This window comes from Pseudomonas sp. SWRI154 (assembly GCF_014268645.1).
In the GTDB taxonomy this organism is placed as follows: domain Bacteria; phylum Pseudomonadota; class Gammaproteobacteria; order Pseudomonadales; family Pseudomonadaceae; genus Aquipseudomonas; species Aquipseudomonas marvdashtae.
Genome location: NZ_JABWQW010000021.1, coordinates 38038 through 55693, shown reverse-complemented (window position 1 = coordinate 55693; position 17656 = coordinate 38038). Strand labels below are relative to the sequence as shown.

The following is a 17656-nucleotide window of genomic DNA, read 5'->3' as shown; positions in this document are numbered from 1 at the left end:
AAAGGCGACCTTCGCAAGTCGCCTTCTTCGATCAGCGCTTTTGGCCTCTGATCTTAAGATTCGATTCCAGCGAGCTGGTTTCAAAAATGGTGGGTCGTGTGGGATTCGAACCTACGACCAATTGGTTAAAAGCCAACTGCTCTACCAACTGAGCTAACGACCCAAATATGGTCGGGGTAAGGGGATTCGAACTCCTGACATCCTGCTCCCAAAGCAGGCGCGCTACCGGACTGCGCTATACCCCGATTGAAATGGCTCCGTGACCAGGACTCGAACCTGGGACCCAATGATTAACAGTCATTTGCTCTACCGACTGAGCTATCACGGAACTGATATTTCAAGTTACTGCATTGAAGCTAGCTTCAACCTCTTCGACCCGTCTGCATCGCTGCGTTCGTGTGTCTGAGGCGCGCTATTCTACAATCTTCAAAACCTCTGTCAACCCCTTAAATTGCTTTCAAGACAATGATTTGCAACTTATTTTGGGTTCCCTCTCAACGAGAAGTCGCCCTTGGGGGTGACGTACTGCGGGGCGCACTTTACAAGCCTTTTCCTTTGAGTTCAACGGCCTGACGAAAAAAATGGCCTCGCAAAACGAGGCCATTCCAATCACAGGCTATTAGGGCTTTCAGTTGAAGACGATTTCGTCGTTTTCCACGGTGCCGGTCACGGTTTCGCCCGGCATGAAGCGACCGGACAGGATCAACTGCGCCAGCGGGTTTTCGATCCAGCGCTGGATCGCCCGCTTCAGCGGCCGTGCGCCGTAGACCGGGTCGTAACCCACGGCGATCAGCTTGTCCAATGCCTCATCGCTCAGTTGCAGCTTCAGCTCGCGCTCGGTGAGGCGGCTGCGCAGGCGGCCCAACTGGATCTCGGTAATGCCGGCAATCTGGTCCCGGGCCAACGGCTCGAAGATCACCACTTCGTCGACCCGGTTGATGAACTCCGGCCGGAAGTGGGTAGAGATTGCGTCCATCACCGCAGCACGTTGCGCCTCGCGGTCACCCACCAGTTCCTGGATCTGCGTCGAGCCCAGGTTGGAGGTCATCACGATCACGGTGTTGCGAAAGTCCACCGTCCGCCCGTGACTGTCCGTCAAGCGACCGTCCTCAAGCACCTGCAACAGAATGTTGAACACGTCCGGGTGGGCCTTCTCGACCTCATCGAGCAGGATCACCGAGTACGGCTTGCGCCGCACAGCCTCGGTCAGGTAGCCACCCTCTTCATAGCCGACATATCCCGGCGGAGCACCGATCAGCCGGGCCACGGAGTGTTTCTCCATGAATTCGGACATATCGATGCGCACCATGGCCTCTTCGGTATCGAAGAGGAATTCGGCCAAGGCCTTGCACAGCTCGGTCTTCCCCACACCGGTCGGACCGAGGAACATGAACGAACCGCTCGGGCGGTTAGGGTCAGACAAACCGGCGCGGGACCGGCGCACGGCGTTGGAGACCGCCACCACGGCTTCTTCCTGGCCGATCACGCGCTGGTGCAACAGGCTTTCCATCTTAAGCAGCTTGTCGCGCTCGCCTTCGAGCATCTTCGAGACCGGAATACCGGTCCACTTGGAAACCACCTCGGCGATTTCCTCCTCAGTGACCTTGCTACGCAACAGCTGGTTTTCGCTCTTGCCGTGCTGGTCGACCATCTGCAGGCTGCGCTCAAGATCCGGGATCACCCCATATTGCAGCTCGGCCATGCGGTTGAGATCGCCCTTTCGGCGGGCCGCTTCCAGTTCCTGGCGAGACTGCTCGATCTTCTGCTGAATCTGCGCCGAGCCCTGGACTTCGGCTTTCTCCGAATTCCAGATTTCTTCGAGATCGGAATATTCGCGCTCGTGCCGGACGATTTCCTCCTGCAACCTTTCCAGACGCTTCTTCGCCGCTTCGTCGCTTTCTTTCTTCAGGGCCTGGGACTCGACCTTGAGCTGAATCAGACGCCGCTCCAGACGATCCAGCACTTCAGGCTTGGAGTCGATTTCCATGCGGATGCGGCTGGCGGCCTCGTCAATCAGATCGATGGCCTTGTCCGGCAATTGCCGGTCAGTGATATAGCGGTGGCTGAGCTTCGCCGCCGCGATGATCGCGCCGTCGGTGATCGCCACCTTGTGGTGGACCTCGTAGCGCTCCTTCAGGCCGCGCAAGATCGCGATGGTGTCTTCTTCGCTCGGTTCCTCCACCAGGACTTTCTGGAAACGCCGCTCCAGGGCCGCGTCTTTCTCGATGTACTGGCGGTATTCGTTGAGCGTCGTGGCGCCGACGCAATGCAACTCGCCACGGGCCAGCGCAGGCTTGAGCATATTGCCGGCGTCCATCGAGCCCTCGCCCTTGCCGGCCCCGACCATGGTGTGCAATTCGTCGATGAACAGAATGATCTGCCCTTCCTGCTTCGACAGTTCATTGAGCAAGGCCTTGAGCCGTTCCTCGAATTCGCCGCGGTACTTGGCGCCGGCAATCAGGGCCCCCATGTCGAGGGACAGCAAGCGCTTGCCCCGCAGGCCATCCGGCACTTCGCCATTGATGATGCGCTGGGCCAGGCCCTCGGCGATGGCGGTCTTGCCCACGCCAGGCTCACCAATCAACACCGGGTTGTTCTTGGTGCGGCGTTGCAGGACCTGAATAGTGCGGCGAATTTCATCGTCACGGCCAATCACCGGGTCGAGCTTGCCCTCTTCGGCGCGCTTGGTCAGGTCGACGGTGTATTTGTCCAGCGCCTGGCGTGCCTCCTCGTGGTTGGGGTCATTGACCGCACCACCGCCACGCAGGTTGTTGATGGCGTTTTCCAGGGCTTTCTTGCTGACACCCTGGCCGAGCAACAACTTGCCAAGCTTGCTGTTTTCGTCCATCGCGGCAAGCAGCACCAACTCGCTGGAGATGAACTGATCGCCCTTCTGCTGGGCCAAGCGGTCGGCCTGGTTGAGCAGCCGCGCCAGATCCTGGGACATGTTCACGTCACCGGTCGGATTCTGGATTTTTGGCAACTGGTCGAGTTCTTTGGCCAGCTCCTTGCGCAGGCTGCCGACGTCAAAGCCCACCTGCATCAACAGGGGCTTGATCGAACCGCCTTGCTGCTCGAGCATCGCTTGCATCAAGTGCGCCGGTTCGATACCGGGATGGTCCAGGCCGACGGCCAGGGACTGGGCGTCGGAGAGGGCCAACTGTAATTTGCTGGTTAAACGATCAATACGCATGGGTCACCTTCCTTTTGAGCAGGCCGGACCTTTGAAACGTCCTGAATGAAGAAACCTGCCAGATACCGCTATAGATGTGGTCGATTCTGGAAGATTCAAGCAGCGCGCTGTTGATACAGATCAGGGGAGTCTAGCGTTCGAGCCAGATCAGGGAAGCGAAGCGACCGGTACGCGAATTGCGGCGGTAGGAAAAGAAGCGCGGGTCGGTCACGGTGCACAGGCCGCCACCGTACACGGCCGTTACGCCACGTACCGCCAGGCGCAGTCGTGCCAGCGCGTAGATATCCGCCAGGAACTTGCCGGCGTTGTGACTGGGCGTGAAGGCTTGCTCTGCTTCGGGCAGGTGCGCGATAAAAGCTTCACGCACCTCCGGTCCGACTTCGAAGGCTTGCGGACCGATGGCCGGGCCGAGCCAGGCGAGGATTTCATCGGCGGGTCCTTCAAGGCAATCAAGGGTGGCTTCCAGCACACCATTCGCCAACCCACGCCAACCGGCATGGGCCGCCGCGACACGGGTGCCGGCGCGATTGCAGAACAATACGGGCAGGCAGTCGGCCGTCATCGAGGTGCACGCAATGCCCGGCGTGGCAGTCCAACTGGCATCGGCGGTGACGACCTGGACCGGATCGGCCTCGACCACGTCGGTGCCGTGGACTTGCTGCAACCAGGCCGGACGCATGGCGAAGCGATCAGTGAGACGGCGACGGTTTTCGGCAACAGCGGTGGGGTCGTCGCCCACGTGATCGCCCAGGTTGAGGCTGTCGAACGGCGCCAGGCTGACGCCGCCCTCCCGGGTGGTGACGCAGGCCTTGACCCAGGCCGGCGCGGGCCAGTCGGGTGTCAGCCAGTCATTCATCCGATGAACGCCTCGCGATCCTGCTTGAGCAACGTCAGCAGCCAGACGAAGTCATCCGGCAACGGCGATTCCCAGCTCATGCGCTTGCCGGTCGTCGGGTGATCCAGCTCCAGGAAACGCGCATGCAGCGCTTGGCGCGGGAAATTCTTCAGCGATTCGACCATGGTCTGGTTGGCGGCCGGCGGAATGCGGAAACGACCGCCATAAGCCGGGTCGCCCACCAACGGGAAGTTGATGTGGGCCATGTGCACGCGGATCTGGTGGGTACGACCGGTTTCCAGCTTGACCCGCACATGTGTGTGGGAACGGAAACGCTCCAGCACGCGGTAATGACTGACCGCCTGCTTGCCGCCTTCCATCACCGCCATGCGTTGGCGCTGCTGGCCGTGACGACCGATCGGGGCGTTGATCTTGCCACCGGCGGTGACGACCCCGATGACGATGCATTCATAAATGCGGCTGACACTGCGGCTCTGCAGCTGTGTGACCAGCTGTGTCTGCGCCTGGATGGTCTTGGCCACCACCATCAGGCCGGTGGTGTCCTTGTCGAGGCGATGCACAATACCGGCGCGTGGCACATTGATGATGTCCGGCACGTGGTGCAGCAAGGCGTTGAGCAGGGTGCCATCGGCATGACCGGCCGCCGGATGGACCACCAGGCCGGCAGGCTTGTTGATCACCAGGATGTCATCGTCTTCATAGACGATGTCCAGGGCGATGTCCTGGGCGACCCATTCTCCCTGGGCCTCCTGCTCGGCGGTGAGTTCGAGGATGGCACCGCCATGGACAATGTCCCGCGGGCGGATCACCGCGCCGTCCACCGTCAGGCGACCGTCCTTGATCCAGGCGGAAAGGCGCGAGCGCGAGTGCTCTGCGAAGAGTTGGGCGGCGACTTGATCGAGGCGTTGGCCGCCCAATTCGGACGGCACCTCTGCGCGAAGTTCTATTTTATCGGACATGCTCGGACTGGGCGTCGGCACAGCCTTTGGTTTCGGCTGCGCGCTTGTGGTTAAATACGGCGTCTTTTGCCCCGAGGCTTTCAACGGGGCGCTCATCATAACAGGACGGCCCCGCCCAAGACAGCGGCCGTCATAGGGACGCAAGCCGCCATGCAAGTGAAACACCTGCTGCTGATCGCCATCCTCGCATTGACTGCTGCTTGCTCGTCGAAGGAAGTCGTAGACGAAAACCTGAGCGAAGTCGAACTGTACCAACAGGCGCAGAACGACCTGGATAACAACAGCTATACCAGCGCCACCGCCAAGCTGAAGGCGCTGGAGTCGCGGTATCCGTTCGGTCGCTACGCCGACCAGGCCCAGCTGGAGTTGATCTACGCCAACTACAAGAACGCCGAGCCGGAAGCCGCGAAGTCCGCCGCCGAGCGCTTCATTCGTCTGCACCCGCAGCACCCCAACGTCGATTACGCTTACTACCTCAAGGGCCTGACCTCCTTCGACCAGGATGTCGGCCTGCTGGCGCGCTTCCTGCCGCTGGACATGACCAAGCGTGACCCGGGTGCCGCGCGCGACTCCTACAACGAGTTCGCCCAGCTGACCAGCCGCTTCCCCAACAGCCGTTATTCGCCAGATGCCAAGCAGCGCATGATCTACCTGCGCAACCTGCTGGCGTCCTACGAAATCCACGTGGCGGACTACTACCTGACCCGCCAGGCCTACGTCGCAGCCGCCAACCGCGGCCGCTACGTGGTGGAAAACTTCCAGGAAACCCCTTCGGTGGGCGACGGCCTGGCAGTCATGACCGAGGCGTACCAGCGTTTGCACCTGGATGACCTCGCGGCCACCAGCCTGGAAACCCTGAAGCTGAACTATCCGGACCACCCTTCGCTGGCCGACGGCCAGTTCAACCCGCGCGTCGACGAAGCCGACAACCGTTCGTGGTTGAGCAAGGCCACCCTGGGCCTGATCGAATCCCGTCCACCGCTGCCGCCGGGCGAAACCCGCGCCAACCAGGACGTCCAGCGCCAGTTCCAGGATGCCAAGGAAGCCATTCCGAACGAGCTCAAGCCCAAGGACGAAAATGGCGACGTGATCGAAGAAGAAGAGCCTGAGGGCGAATCCAGCGACCGCTCCTGGTTCAGCTACATGACCTTCGGCATGTTCGACTGAGACAAGGCCTGACGAAAAAGGAGACCTGCGAGTCTCCTTTTTTGTGCCTGGGTTTTATTGCGCTGTGCGCCGTTCCAGTCCTTGGCTAAACTGCCTGATCTCTAGCCGAAAAGCCGCCCATCATGCTTCGTTTACTGTTCTGGATTGTCCTGATTGCCGCCGCGATATGGTTGTGGCGCAAATTCAAGGGGGCCACCTCCGCACCGAACTCGCACCGGGAACAGGACGCACCGCCCATGGTTCGTTGTGCTCATTGCGGCGTCCATCTGCCGCGGGACCGGGCGCTGACGCTCCAGCAACAGTGGTATTGCAGCCAGGCTCACCTTGAGCAAGGCCCGGGCACTCGTGATCGCTGAGGTTTCACGCCCTCGCGTCAAACAGGCGCAGCGCCTGCTGCGCCTTTATCACCTGTACCGCCTGAGCATCGGCATCACCCTGGTGCTATTGATCTCCAGCAACATGGACAACCGCTTGTTGGAGTTTGCCAACGACGACCTGCTGCGCAGTGGCAGTTGGTTGTATCTGGTGCTGAATATCCTGCTGGTGGTGTTTCTTGAGAATACCCGCCGCCCTGCCCGGCTGTTCGGCCTGGCACTGACCGACGTCCTGCTGCTGTCGTGGCTGTTCTTTGTCGCAGGCGGTGCTCCCAGCGCCATCGGCAACCTGATCATTGTCTCAGTGGCGATTGGCAATACCTTGTTGCGCGGTCGGATCGGCCTGTTGCTCGCCGCCGTCGCGACGATTGGTATCGTCGGTTCAAGCTTGTTCCTCGGCCTCAGCGATTCGAGCCGCCCCAGCAGTTATTTGCAGGCCGGCACCCTGGGCGCCTTGTGCTTTGCCGCCGCGTTGCTGGTGCAAGGCCTGACCCGACGTCTGGAAGCCAGCGAAAGCCTGGCCGAGCAACGAGCCAGCGAAGTCCTCAGCCTCGAAGCGCTCAACGCGCTGATCCTGCAACGCATGCGCACGGGCATCCTCGTGCTGGATCGCCAGCGCAAGGTGCAACTGGCCAACGAAAGCGCCCTGAACCTGCTGGGCATGCACGACTTGATCGGCCAGCGGATCGACGACTATTCCAACGCGCTGGTCGAACGGCTGCAAGGATGGCTGAACAATCCCAGCCTGCGGCCGCAAAGCCTGACCATCAGCGGCACGGGCCTGACGCTGCAACCCAGCTTCATCGTCCTGGGGCCGCAGGACCAGCAACAGATCCTGGTTTTTCTCGAAGACCTGGCCCAGGTAGCCCAGCACGCCCAGCAACTGAAGCTCGCCTCCCTCGGGCGCCTCACTGCCGGTATCGCCCATGAAATCCGCAATCCCTTGGGGGCGATCAGCCACGCCGCGCAATTGCTGCGCGAATCCGAGGAACTGAACGACGCGGACCGGCGTCTGACGCAGATTATTCAAGATCACTCCCAACGAATGAATCGCATCATCGAAAACGTCCTGCAACTGTCACGCCGCCAGCAAACCGCGCCCCAACGCCTGGATTTGCGCACATGGCTGGAGCAGTACGTCCAACAGGCCCGCGAAAGCGTGACCGAACAGCAGCATCTGCACCTGAGCATCGACCCGGGCGAGTACGTCACGCTGATGGATCCCGACCAACTGACCCAAGTGCTCGACAACCTGCTGCGCAATGCCTGGCGCCACAGCGCCATGGTTCACGGGCAGGCCGAGGCCTGGCTGAAACTGTTCGTCGACCCCCACAGCCAACTGGCCACGCTGGACATCATCGACAACGGCCCCGGTGTAACACCCGATCAACAGGTGCACTTGTTCGAGCCTTTCTTCACTACCAGCAGCCAGGGCACCGGCCTTGGGCTTTATCTGTCCCGTGAGCTGTGCGAAAGCAACCAGGCCCGCCTAGACTTCAAACCACGCCAAGGCGGCGGCTGCTTTCGCATCACTTTTGCTCACGGACGGAAACAGATTTGAATACACGCTCACGGCAACGAATCCTGATCGTCGACGACGAGCCGGACATCCGCGAACTCCTGGAAATCACCCTGGGACGGATGAAACTCGACACCCGCAGCGCCAAGAACCTTGCCGAGGCCCAGTCGCTGCTGGCGGGCGAAGCCTTCGACCTGTGCCTGACCGACATGCGCCTGCCCGACGGCACCGGGCTGGAACTGGTGCAACACATCCAGCAACGTCAGCCCCAACTGCCGGTGGCGATGATCACCGCCTATGGCAGCCTGGAAGTCGCCATCGACGCCCTCAAGGCCGGTGCCTTCGACTTCCTGACCAAGCCCGTCGACCTGGCCCGCCTGCGGGAGTTGGTCGGTAGCGCCTTGCGCATGCCGCCCGTCGCTTCACCGGGAGCGACCGTCGAGCGCTGCCTGCTGGGCGACTCCCCGCCCATGCGCAACGTGCGCAAACAGATCGAAAAACTCGCCCGCAGCCAGGCGCCGGTGTACATCAGTGGCGAGTCGGGTTGCGGCAAGGAACTGGTCGCCCGTCTGATCCACGAACAAGGCCCCCGCGCCAGCCAGGGCTTTGTACCTGTCAATTGTGGGGCGATTCCTACGGAGCTGATGGAAAGCGAGTTCTTCGGTCACCGAAAAGGCAGCTTCAGCGGTGCCATCGAAAACAAACCCGGATTGTTCCAGGCTGCCCACGGCGGGACACTGTTCCTAGACGAAGTGGCCGACCTGCCGCTGGCGATGCAGGTCAAACTCCTGCGTGCCATCCAGGAAAAAGCCGTGCGCGCCGTCGGCGGCCAGCAGGAAGAGGTGGTGGACGTGCGAATCCTCTGCGCCACTCACAAGGACCTCGACGCCGAAGTTGCCGCCGGGCGCTTTCGCCAGGATTTGTATTACCGACTGAACGTCATCGAACTCCGTGTCCCGCCATTACGTGAACGCCGAGAAGACATCGAACCGCTGGCGAACCACATGCTCCAGCGCCTGGCCACCAGCACCGGCAGCCCTGCGGCCAAGCTGCACCCACGCGCGCTGGACGCCCTGCGCAATTACCGCTTCCCAGGCAACGTGCGGGAGCTGGAAAACATGCTCGAGCGGGCCTACACCCTCTGCGAACACCAACAGATCGAGGCCGAAGATCTGCGACTGGCCGAGGGCAGTAGCGCTGGCGACTCGGGCAGTCCCGATTTGATGCAGGTCGACAATCTGGACGGCTATCTCGAAGAGGTCGAGCGCAAGGTGATTCTCCAGGCATTGGAAGAAACCCGCTGGAACCGCACGGCGGCGGCGCAGCGATTGAAGTTGTCGTTTCGGTCGATGCGGTATCGGTTGAAGAAACTCGGACTGGATTGAGCCGCGGTTTCGAAGCCCATGTATTCCCCTGTGGCGAGGGAGCTTACTCCCGCTGGGCTGTGCAGCAGCCCCAAAAGCAGCGACTCGATCAACCTGATGCACCGAGGTCTCAGGTTGGCGGCCCCTTCGCAACCCAGCGGGAGCAAGCTCCCTCGCCACAGGTTCGGCGTTCGCTTTCGCAGCTCTTCTAGCCTTCCGCCACCGGCACCCGTTCGTCCAGCACTCGATTGGCCAGTAATGCACACAGTTCAATCAGCTGCTGTACCCCCAAGGCGACATGCCTTCGGAAGCCTTCAAGTTCGAAGGCCAGGTCGCTGATCGTTGCGTTGGCAGAGGCTAGGGTTTCGCTGAGGTTGGTCAGCAGGCATTCGACGTCGATGCCGTCCACGACGGTGAACAGCTGGTACGGGGCTGGTTTCTTTTTGGTTTCAGGTTTTGGGGCGAGGTAAGAATCGATGACGCGTTTGGCGGCTTCATCGAGCCCGTTCGGGTTAGGCTCTGAAGGTGATGGAGGTTTTTCACTCATTGCGGTACTCCAAAGGAAAAATGGATTACCAAGTTAGCGGGCCGCGACGCCCGGTCGCTGAATTGGCAGCGACGGGAAAAGGTTAGCCGGAGCTCTTCCCACCCGGCAACCGCCAGAACGCGTCGGAAAATTCGGTTCGAATCAGGATCTTGTCCGACCATTCCCACAAAGCCTGGTTGGCTGTTAGGGCGGTGTGTATATCCGTTTCTGCGGGCAACGGCCACTTAGGGTTTCGCCCTGACGGCGAGATCAACGTCCACCGCGAGGCGGCCTGATAGCCGACCTGGTTTTGGGTAGGACCGCGTTTTTCCTATGAGTGCGGGTTTGCTCGCAATAGCGGTGGGTCTGCTTTCATCGAATGTGCGAAGCCTTCACTCCCCCAAGGAAGTACCGTTTTTCTTAAGGAAACGGTGAAACCGTGGCGAGGGAGCTTGCTCCCGCTCGGCTGCGAAGCAGTCGTAAAAAACCACCCTGCGATTATCCAGATACACCTTGCTGAATGGTTCTGGGTCTGCTGCGCAGCCCAGCGGGAGCAAGCTCCCTCGCCACGGGGGTATCGTTTTTCTTGAGTGCCGCAGCGAGCAGGCTCGCACAGGAGAAACGCAATCCCACCCAAAACCAGGTCGGCTATCAGGCCGCCTCGCGGCGGACGTTGATCTCGGCGCCCCGTTAACCACGATGGCCGCACGCAGGCATTGTGGAGTGGGTATCCCGGCATGGATGCCGGGATAGCCGCGCTGGGCCATGGATGGCCCTTCGCGGCGGGCCCACGAAACAATGCCGGAGTGCGGGCATGCCGAGCCTAGGCGAGGCACCGAGTGGTGGGGCAAAGGCGCTTCAATCCAAAGCCAAACCTACAACCGCCCAACAGGCGCATAAGGCGCAGGATCAATCACCGCCTCACGCCCCAACATCAGATCGACAAACAACCGACACGAAGCCGGCGCCAGCACCAGCCCATTGCGATAATGCCCGCAGTTCAACCACAAACCCTCGAACCCCGGCACCTCGCCGATAAAGGGAATACCTTCCGGCGACCCCGGCCGCAACCCGGCCCAATGCCCCACCACCTCGGCATCGGCCAGCGCCGGAACCAGCGCCACCGCCGAAGTCTTGAGACTCTCCAGCGCCGCATCGGTCGGCGTTTTGTCGAAGCCTTCACGCTCCAGCGTACTGCCAATCAGAATATGCCCGTCACGACGGGGAATTGCGTAACGGCCCCTGGCCAGGACCATGCTCGACAGAAAATCCTCAGCGCATTTGTACAGAATCATCTGGCCCTTCACCGGCTCAACCGGCAACTTCAGCCCCAGCGTTCCAAGCAACTCGCCGCTCCAGGCGCCGGCGGCCAGTACCACTTGATCACCGCGAACCTCCCCCGCCGAACTCTCAACGCCAACGACACGCCCACCGTCACGGATAAAACCGCTGACTTCGCAACGCTCGTGAAGCGTGACGTTTGGCATCGCCAGCAAGGCAGCCTTGAGGGACTTGACCAGCCGAGGATTGCGCACGTTAGCCACATCGGCCATGTAGATGGCCCGGGAAAAACCCGAACCGAGCACCGGTACAGCGTCATGCACCGCGCTGATATCCACAGCCCGCAGCGGACGCCCTTCCCGCTCGGCCCAGGCCAGTGCTTCGTCTTGATCATCCAGGTCCAGCCAATACAGACCGGTGACGTGTACTTGCGGGTCGATCCCGGTCGCGGCGAACAAACGCTCGCCCAGCTGTGGATAAAAATCCTGCGACCAATGGGCCAACGCGGTGACCGCCGGGCTATAGCGCCACGGATACAACGGCGAAACGATACCGCCACCGGCCCAGGACGACTCCTGGCCAACGCCGGAGCGATCCAGCAGCATGACGCGCTGCCCTTCCGAGGCGAGATTGAATGCGGTCAGCAGGCCGATGACCCCGCCGCCGACAATCACCACTTGCTGTTGCCTGGTCATGTTCTGTTTCGACTCTCAAGACAGAGGCGCAAGACTGCGCCCGAAAAATAAAACTCAGCGGCCCCAGCAGTCCTTGGCGGTCACGCCGGCAGCGGCGTTGACATTGTCCCGCTTGCCCGTGTTGTCGATCGTGAAATCACCGCACTTATCGGTCGCCATGGACGAACCGCTCCTGCGCATGGCGGTCAGGGTAAAGGCCTGTTCCGTCAGCGTCGTCGCGGTAATGCTGTAGAAGTCGTTGCCGCCGCTCAGGCCGGTTGCATTGGTGTAGGCGTTGGCCTTCGAGTAGTGACGCTCGAGGATCTGCGCCTGCTCCGACAAGAGCCCGGCGATTTCGGTACGCCGACCTTTCTTCATGTATTCGCTCAGGCTCGGATATCCGATGGTGATCACGATACCGACGATCGCGATCACGATCATGATTTCGATCAAGGTGAAACCCCGGTTGGATCTACGCATGCCTAACCTCTCACTGTATTTGCCGCCACATGATACGGCGACTGCCGCCCACGGATTTGCCCAACAGGTCGGTGATACCGCCACCGGAGTCGTTCACGATCATGTTAGTGGCCCCGTTGGCATTGACGACGGCGCTCAGGGTTGGGATACCGCCCGTGAACACCACGCCGGCGGAGATCGTGTCGAGACTGTTGAGCGCGCCATCGTTGTTGGTATCGAGTACCGCATAGTTGAGCATCTTACCGTTGAACGCATCCACTTCGATGAGTTTGCCCGTACCGAAGCTGGCGCAAGGGTCGGTGGTGTCGACGGCGGCGGTGGTGAAGACAACGCGCCCGAGCACCAGGTTGGCTGGATTGATCACCCTCTCGCCGGTCAGCGCATTATTGTAGATCAGCGGCAAATACCAGCCCTTCTTCGCGGGATAAGCCACGTCGTTCTGGCTGGTGGTCACGAATTGCCCCGTGGCGCCTGAAAAAATGCCGGTGATCGATTGCGCCTGCAGGCTCGACACGGTGATTTGTCCGGCGCCACCCGTGGCGTCCCAGATTGAATAGAACCCCTGCAAGTCCTTGTTGAGCTTGTCCACCGATTCGTTGAACTTGCCCGTGCCGAAAAACACCTGGATGCCGCCTTGGGGATTCTCCGCCAGCAGGGGCTGGGCGGTGATCGGCTGGGTCGCTCCGCCTGGGGCGGTGAACAATGGCTGACCGGCAAACGCCAGCCCCCAAGTGTTGGGAGACGCGCCGCTGAGGTCGAATTTCCACATCCGTCCTTTCAAGTCTCCGCCATAGGCCGCTTGCACCACGTTCTGCGAGTTGACCCGCAGCTTGACCGACGAGAGGCCGTTATCGGTCTCACTGCTGTTGATGACGATCTTGCGGATCAGCGAGCCGTCGCGAATATCCACCACGTACAACGCCGCCACGCCGGTGTTGCTGCCGTAGCCATTGGAAATGAACGCCGCCCAGCGACCGTCCGACAGACGCGCGACTTCGGGGCGCGCGTAGGCGTAACCGAGATCATTGAAGGCATGGGCTGTGTTGGCGACTGTCGGCGCGCTGATTTCCCACAGCGCGCGGATCGCGTTACCGACCGATGCGTCGAACAATTGCACCGCATAAAACGCCCGGCCACCCGCCCCGGTGCCACCCAAGGCAAGGGTTTTCCAGGCGCTGCCCATTTGCGCGTCAAATACACCGACCTGTCCGTCCACCAGAAACTTGTGGGTCACACCGTTGATGTAGTTGGGATCGGCGATGAGCCGCAACGAAGGCAGCACGTTCGACGGCATGTAGGCGTAGCGCCGGGTGCCGTTTGTGCTGTTGATGACGCTGAAAAAACCGTCGTTGCCGTTCACCACCAGGCTGCTGCTCATGTTCGCCGCCTTGGTGGTCAGGTACGTGCTGTAGCTGGTGTCGTTCAACAGGTCCGAGGCGGTCTGGTCGTTGGGCGAGGCCAGCGCCAGCGGCGAATTGATGATGTCCCCGAGCAAGACGCTGCGCACCTTCAGCCCGGTCTTGTTGACGCCCTTGCTCCACTCCACCAGATCGATGCCAGTAATCCCGGTGGGCAAGCCCTGGGCCAGGCTGGTTTGCTGGGCCGGTGAAAAGTTGCCGTAGGCCAGGGTCACCGGCACGTTGGTCGCGGTGTTCCAGGACTGATAGATCGGCGCCGTGGCGCCAGGCACGATGGCGGTATCGGTGGTCCATTGCACTGCCGCCGTGTTGACCGTTCCGGTCGAGGTGAAACCGAACGCCTTGATGGTGCCACGCCAGTCCTTGGGATCGTACGTCGTCTGATAGTAACTGGAGGTGCTGGACAGCGTGGCGCCATTGCTGGTGCCGCCGCCCCCCGAGCCGGCCTTGGAGGTGATGTCGCTGAGGGCCGATGACAGGGCTGAGTTAAGGCCTTCGCTGTCGGCCGCCGGATAATACCTGCCTGCACCGTAGCGGGCAGCGTCGGAAAGCATCTGGTTAGTGACGGCAAAACCTACGGTGTAGGTATTGAGATACTGCCGACGAAACTCAGCCCCGTCCCAGCTTTTCCCGGTGACGTCAGTGCCGGTGGAGCGCATGTCGATGTCGAAGGCGAACTTGGCGATGTCGTCCAGGTAAAGCGTGTCGCCCTCCGCATTGCCGAAGGGGTCGGCGCCGTCGTTGCTGCTGATACCGTCCCAATTAGGCAAGCGGGATGTGCCTTGAGGGTCATTGGTCGGAAACGTTCGGTCGTAAGTGGGCAGCCCGTCGGTGATCACGACACCGAAATTCTTCTGGCATCGGTATTGGATCGGACTGGTGTAGGTGCTGGGGGTGCCGTTGTAGTACGGCGCCATGCCACGGAAATAGCGAGTGACTTCGTAGTAACTTTCGGCCAATGGGGTGTTTGCGACGGCGCCCAGGCCGTTGATGGCGCTAATCAGGGCGCTGTAGTTGGTATTGGCTTGAGTCTGGGTGACGCTGCCGCTGACTGGCGATAAATCGCTGATGGCACGGGCGATGTAACCCCCTGGGCCGGAGTTGCTGCTGTTGGGCGGGTTGAAGGTGGCGAGGCCGATGCGCAGGGCGCGGTTGTTGGAGACCAGGTCAGTCGAGACATCCCGTGCGACGTTGATTCGAAAGTCGTTGGGAATCGTACCCGTGGTGAAGTCCCGACTGGCGCCATTGGCCAGGGTCACCAGATAGGCCAGGTACCTGGCGGTGTAACGGGTATTACCGTCGCCCACGGGATCCGGCAAACGCAGGCAGATCCGCCCGATGCCGGATCGATAGAAGCCGTGCCAGCCAGACGAGCAGCCGCCGCGCAAAAGACTCATCAAGAGGATGTTCGAATCGTCCAGGTCCAGCTCATACCTGTCATTGCAGTTGCTACTGGAATTGCAGGCAAACGTGCGCGTCTGCGCCGCCGCCGGATCAAACCCCGCCGCCCAGATAATGTTGTTCATACTCCCCGAATCATCAATCAGCAGCATCACGTTGGGCGTCACCGCCGCCGCGCTCAGCAACGGCGATTCCGAAGGCGTGAAGCCGTAGACCGGAGCCGCCAGATACAGGCTGAGCAACGCCCCGCAAAACGCCTGTCGCCAGCCTCGCAGCCCATTAATACTTCGCATAGATGCTCTCCACCACGCTGCGCTGGTTATTGCCCACCACCGCCACCGCCGTGATCCGATACAGCGTCGCCGAGGTATTGACGGGTACATTGACCGCCGCCAGCGTGGTGCCAATGTTCTGCACGCCGTAAAACCCGCCAGCGGCGGCCACCCAGAGCACTCCTGATGATGAATTGCGCCCGGCCGCCGTCACCGTCGCCGACTCGGCCGGCGGCGCGCATTGGGCCGTGGTGTTGCACACCGGCAGCGAGTAGCTCTCGGCCTGCACCGCGCTTTCACCGACCCTCAGCGCAGCCTCGGCCATCTGGAACGACTGGTTGCGCTGCATGACGCTGCTGGTCATTTTTTCCTGGAGGGTGGCGCTCTGCATCGACGACAGGCCGATCAGCGTCAGCAACAACAAGAACACCAGGCTCACCAGCAATGCCATGCCCCGCTGGCGGTGCTTGAGACCTGTCGAAGTCATCAATCGCCTCCTCATAGCAGCCGGTTGCGCAAGGCGGCAACCACGTTGAAGGTCTGCTCGCGCACGGCGTCCTTCGGATCGAACAGCGTCAGCGTCAGGCGCACGCTGCGGATCAGCGCCGGGTCGCCCGGATTACCGGTGTAGCTGGTGGCCGCGATGTCCGTCGCGCTGGCGGCCACGCCGAACGTCACCTCGAACTCCCGCACGTTGTCCACCAGCACCGACAGGGTCGGCGGATTGCCGACGCCGCTGCCCAGTAGCAGTTGATTGTTGCTGAAGCCATAGACCAGTCGGCGGATCGGGAAGGCCAACTGTCCCGCCGCGGGCGCCCGCGCTTCCGAGTAGGCGGTCGCCAAGGTGCGGCAATCGGAGACGACGGTCCAGGTCGGTGCGTTACCGCCGCTGCCGATGTCCGCCGTCACCAGGGTCAATCTCCGGTTCGCATTGTCCCAGCGGATCGGGGTGATCTGGCTGGCCGCGAAACTGTTATCCGTCGAGGCATCCGTAATGGTCGCCAGGCAACCGAACATGCCGACCATGCGAATTTCCTGGACCATCTTGCTCATGGCAAACCGCGCGTCCTCCTGCATCACTGCGGCGGCGCTCTGGCTGGCGTAGGTATTTTTGGCGGCGATGAATATCTGCACCACGCCCAGCACGACGACCAGGCTGATCACCAGCGCGATCATCAGTTCGATCAGGCCGAAGCCCCGGCTATGTCTATTCATGGCGTCGTCGCCAATGGATCGACGGCGACACGGCTGGTCAGCACGAAGGTGCGCCGCGCCTCGGCCGGGTCGATCGTGTTGGCGGCCCGGGCATCGTCCCAGGCAATGGTGATGGTGTAGACCCGCTGGTTCAACGCAATCGTGCCGGTGGCCGTGGCTCCGCCGAAGGCGACGATGTTGGTCTTGAAATCGTACAGGTCCTGGTCCCGGGTCACGCTGAGGTTGGGCGAACTGGGCGGGGTACCGGTGTAGTCGGCACCGGAATTGGCGCGGATGCGGTCGAGCATGTCGTAGGCGATGAAGCTGGCCTGGCTGGTCATGCGCGAGCTGTCGGTGTACTTGAGGGCATTGAGTTGAATCATCGCCGCGCCCAGCAGGCCCACGCCGAGAATCAGCACCGCCACCAGCACTTCGATAAGTGTCATGCCCTCCTGTGCGCTTTTACTGCAACCCTTCATCCGCAATTTCCACCCAATACGATTCGTCCATTGAGGCAAACACTGAGCGTCCTGCTCTGCGCCCCTCTTACGTAAGTGAAGCTCACCGGCGTCGCCGGTGCCGATAATCCGCCCAGGTTGTTGAAGTCGATGCTGGTCACTTCCGAGGGTAGCGTCAGAGTCGCTCCGCTGCCCATGGCTGGAACAACCCGCAATACATTGGGCGCAATGCAAGCACCGGCATATACCGCCAGTTCGCCACCCCAGGCGCTGCCCCCCGCCGTCGGGCAAATCCGTACCGTGATGCCACGGTCAATCGCCGTCATCCGGGCAAAGTTCAGTGCCCGGCGCAGGTCGCCGACCTCGGTATCGGCCTTGGTGGCCTGCATCGCCCCGGTGAATGCCGGCACCGCCATGGTGATCAGGATCAGCAGCACGCCGAGGGCCACCAACACCTCGATCAGCGTGAAACCTTTTGTACGAAGATCCATCGATGCCCTCCGTTGCCGTCAGCTATACC

Annotated in this window: 15 protein-coding genes and 3 tRNA genes; 4 read left to right on the top strand and 14 right to left on the bottom strand. The window is 61.3% G+C overall.

The window, feature by feature from the left end; translation table 11 throughout:
* Positions 1-87 precede the first annotated feature (87 nt).
* From HU806_RS18425 to rluD, 6 genes are all read right to left on the bottom strand, one after another.
* Positions 88-163, bottom strand: a tRNA-Lys gene (locus HU806_RS18425).
* Positions 164-168: 5 nt separating this feature from the next.
* A tRNA-Pro gene (locus tag HU806_RS18420) sits at positions 169-245 on the bottom strand.
* Between the two features lie 7 nt (positions 246-252).
* Positions 253-328: transfer RNA gene (locus tag HU806_RS18415), tRNA-Asn, on the bottom strand.
* Between the two features lie 300 nt (positions 329-628).
* On the bottom strand, positions 629-3193 hold the full coding sequence (clpB, locus tag HU806_RS18410) for an ATP-dependent chaperone ClpB (protein ID WP_186613078.1): 2565 nt from the start codon (positions 3191-3193) through the stop codon (positions 629-631).
* A 130-nt stretch (positions 3194-3323) separates the two neighbouring features.
* Positions 3324-4049 carry a peptidoglycan editing factor PgeF gene (gene pgeF / locus HU806_RS18405; protein ID WP_186613076.1) on the bottom strand — a complete coding sequence of 242 codons (726 nt, stop codon included), beginning with the start codon at positions 4047-4049 and terminating at the stop codon, positions 3324-3326.
* Positions 4046-5008, bottom strand: a complete 963-nt coding sequence (gene rluD, locus HU806_RS18400; protein WP_186613075.1) for a 23S rRNA pseudouridine(1911/1915/1917) synthase RluD — start codon at positions 5006-5008, stop codon at positions 4046-4048. Before rluD ends, pgeF begins: the two co-directional genes overlap by 4 nt.
* Before the next feature lie 150 nt (positions 5009-5158).
* Here rluD and bamD point away from each other — a divergent pair, with 150 nt between their 5' ends.
* The 4 genes from bamD (at position 5159) to HU806_RS18380 (ending at position 9453) form a co-directional block, all read left to right on the top strand.
* A complete protein-coding gene (gene bamD, locus HU806_RS18395; RefSeq protein WP_186613073.1) occupies positions 5159-6175 on the top strand; it encodes an outer membrane protein assembly factor BamD in 1017 nt (338 codons plus the stop codon).
* 122 nt (positions 6176-6297) lie between these two features.
* The gene (locus HU806_RS18390; protein ID WP_186613071.1) at positions 6298-6531 is read left to right on the top strand and encodes a PP0621 family protein; all 234 of its coding nucleotides are present in this window, start codon (positions 6298-6300) and stop codon (positions 6529-6531) included.
* Entirely contained in the window at positions 6521-8110 is a 1590-nt protein-coding gene (locus HU806_RS18385; protein WP_186613069.1) for an ATP-binding protein, read from the top strand. The genes HU806_RS18390 and HU806_RS18385 overlap by 11 nt, the downstream gene beginning before the upstream one ends.
* Positions 8107-9453 carry a sigma-54-dependent transcriptional regulator gene (locus HU806_RS18380; protein WP_186613067.1) on the top strand — a complete coding sequence of 449 codons (1347 nt, stop codon included), beginning with the start codon at positions 8107-8109 and terminating at the stop codon, positions 9451-9453. Before HU806_RS18385 ends, HU806_RS18380 begins: the two co-directional genes overlap by 4 nt.
* Positions 9454-9640: 187 nt before the next feature.
* Here the strand turns inward: HU806_RS18380 and HU806_RS18375 are convergent, their stop codons facing one another.
* From HU806_RS18375 to HU806_RS18340, 8 genes are all read right to left on the bottom strand, one after another.
* The gene (locus HU806_RS18375; protein ID WP_186613065.1) at positions 9641-9979 is read right to left on the bottom strand and encodes a DUF6124 family protein; all 339 of its coding nucleotides are present in this window, start codon (positions 9977-9979) and stop codon (positions 9641-9643) included.
* A gap of 854 nt (positions 9980-10833) precedes the next feature.
* Positions 10834-11934, bottom strand: coding sequence for a glycine oxidase ThiO (gene thiO / locus HU806_RS18370; protein ID WP_186613063.1), 1101 nt, complete (start codon positions 11932-11934; stop codon positions 10834-10836).
* A gap of 54 nt (positions 11935-11988) precedes the next feature.
* Positions 11989-12393: a type IV pilin protein gene (locus tag HU806_RS18365; protein WP_186613060.1), complete on the bottom strand. Its 405-nt coding sequence runs from the start codon at positions 12391-12393 to the stop codon at positions 11989-11991.
* Between the two features lie 10 nt (positions 12394-12403).
* Positions 12404-15505 carry a pilus assembly protein gene (locus HU806_RS18360; RefSeq protein WP_186613058.1) on the bottom strand — a complete coding sequence of 1034 codons (3102 nt, stop codon included), beginning with the start codon at positions 15503-15505 and terminating at the stop codon, positions 12404-12406.
* Positions 15492-15986, bottom strand: coding sequence for a pilus assembly PilX family protein (locus tag HU806_RS18355; RefSeq protein WP_186613056.1), 495 nt, complete (start codon positions 15984-15986; stop codon positions 15492-15494). Before HU806_RS18355 ends, HU806_RS18360 begins: the two co-directional genes overlap by 14 nt.
* Positions 15983-16699, bottom strand: a complete 717-nt coding sequence (locus tag HU806_RS18350; RefSeq protein ID WP_186613054.1) for a PilW family protein — start codon at positions 16697-16699, stop codon at positions 15983-15985. Before HU806_RS18350 ends, HU806_RS18355 begins: the two co-directional genes overlap by 4 nt.
* On the bottom strand, positions 16696-17157 hold the full coding sequence (gene pilV, locus HU806_RS18345; protein WP_186613053.1) for a type IV pilus modification protein PilV: 462 nt from the start codon (positions 17155-17157) through the stop codon (positions 16696-16698). The genes HU806_RS18350 and pilV overlap by 4 nt, the downstream gene beginning before the upstream one ends.
* Entirely contained in the window at positions 17154-17627 is a 474-nt protein-coding gene (locus HU806_RS18340; RefSeq protein WP_186613051.1) for a GspH/FimT family pseudopilin, read from the bottom strand. The genes pilV and HU806_RS18340 overlap by 4 nt, the downstream gene beginning before the upstream one ends.
* Positions 17628-17656: the final 29 nt, after the last annotated feature.

Bases quoted from the DNA above. Each gene is read 5' to 3' on its own strand.
- clpB (WP_186613078.1), bottom strand. From the start codon at position 3,193: ATGCGTATTGATCGTTTAACCAGCAAATTACAGTTGGCCCTCTCCGAC.
- pgeF (WP_186613076.1), bottom strand. From the start codon at position 4,049: ATGAATGACTGGCTGACACCCGACTGGCCCGCGCCGGCCTGGGTCAAG.
- rluD (WP_186613075.1), bottom strand. From the start codon at position 5,008: ATGTCCGATAAAATAGAACTTCGCGCAGAGGTGCCGTCCGAATTGGGC.
- bamD (WP_186613073.1), top strand. From the start codon at position 5,159: ATGCAAGTGAAACACCTGCTGCTGATCGCCATCCTCGCATTGACTGCT.
- HU806_RS18390 (WP_186613071.1), top strand. From the start codon at position 6,298: ATGCTTCGTTTACTGTTCTGGATTGTCCTGATTGCCGCCGCGATATGG.
- HU806_RS18375 (WP_186613065.1), bottom strand. From the start codon at position 9,979: ATGAGTGAAAAACCTCCATCACCTTCAGAGCCTAACCCGAACGGGCTC.
- thiO (WP_186613063.1), bottom strand. From the start codon at position 11,934: ATGACCAGGCAACAGCAAGTGGTGATTGTCGGCGGCGGGGTCATCGGC.
- HU806_RS18365 (WP_186613060.1), bottom strand. From the start codon at position 12,393: ATGCGTAGATCCAACCGGGGTTTCACCTTGATCGAAATCATGATCGTG.
- HU806_RS18360 (WP_186613058.1), bottom strand. From the start codon at position 15,505: ATGCGAAGTATTAATGGGCTGCGAGGCTGGCGACAGGCGTTTTGCGGG.
- HU806_RS18355 (WP_186613056.1), bottom strand. From the start codon at position 15,986: ATGAGGAGGCGATTGATGACTTCGACAGGTCTCAAGCACCGCCAGCGG.
- HU806_RS18350 (WP_186613054.1), bottom strand. From the start codon at position 16,699: ATGAATAGACATAGCCGGGGCTTCGGCCTGATCGAACTGATGATCGCG.
- pilV (WP_186613053.1), bottom strand. From the start codon at position 17,157: ATGAAGGGTTGCAGTAAAAGCGCACAGGAGGGCATGACACTTATCGAA.
- HU806_RS18340 (WP_186613051.1), bottom strand. From the start codon at position 17,627: ATGGATCTTCGTACAAAAGGTTTCACGCTGATCGAGGTGTTGGTGGCC.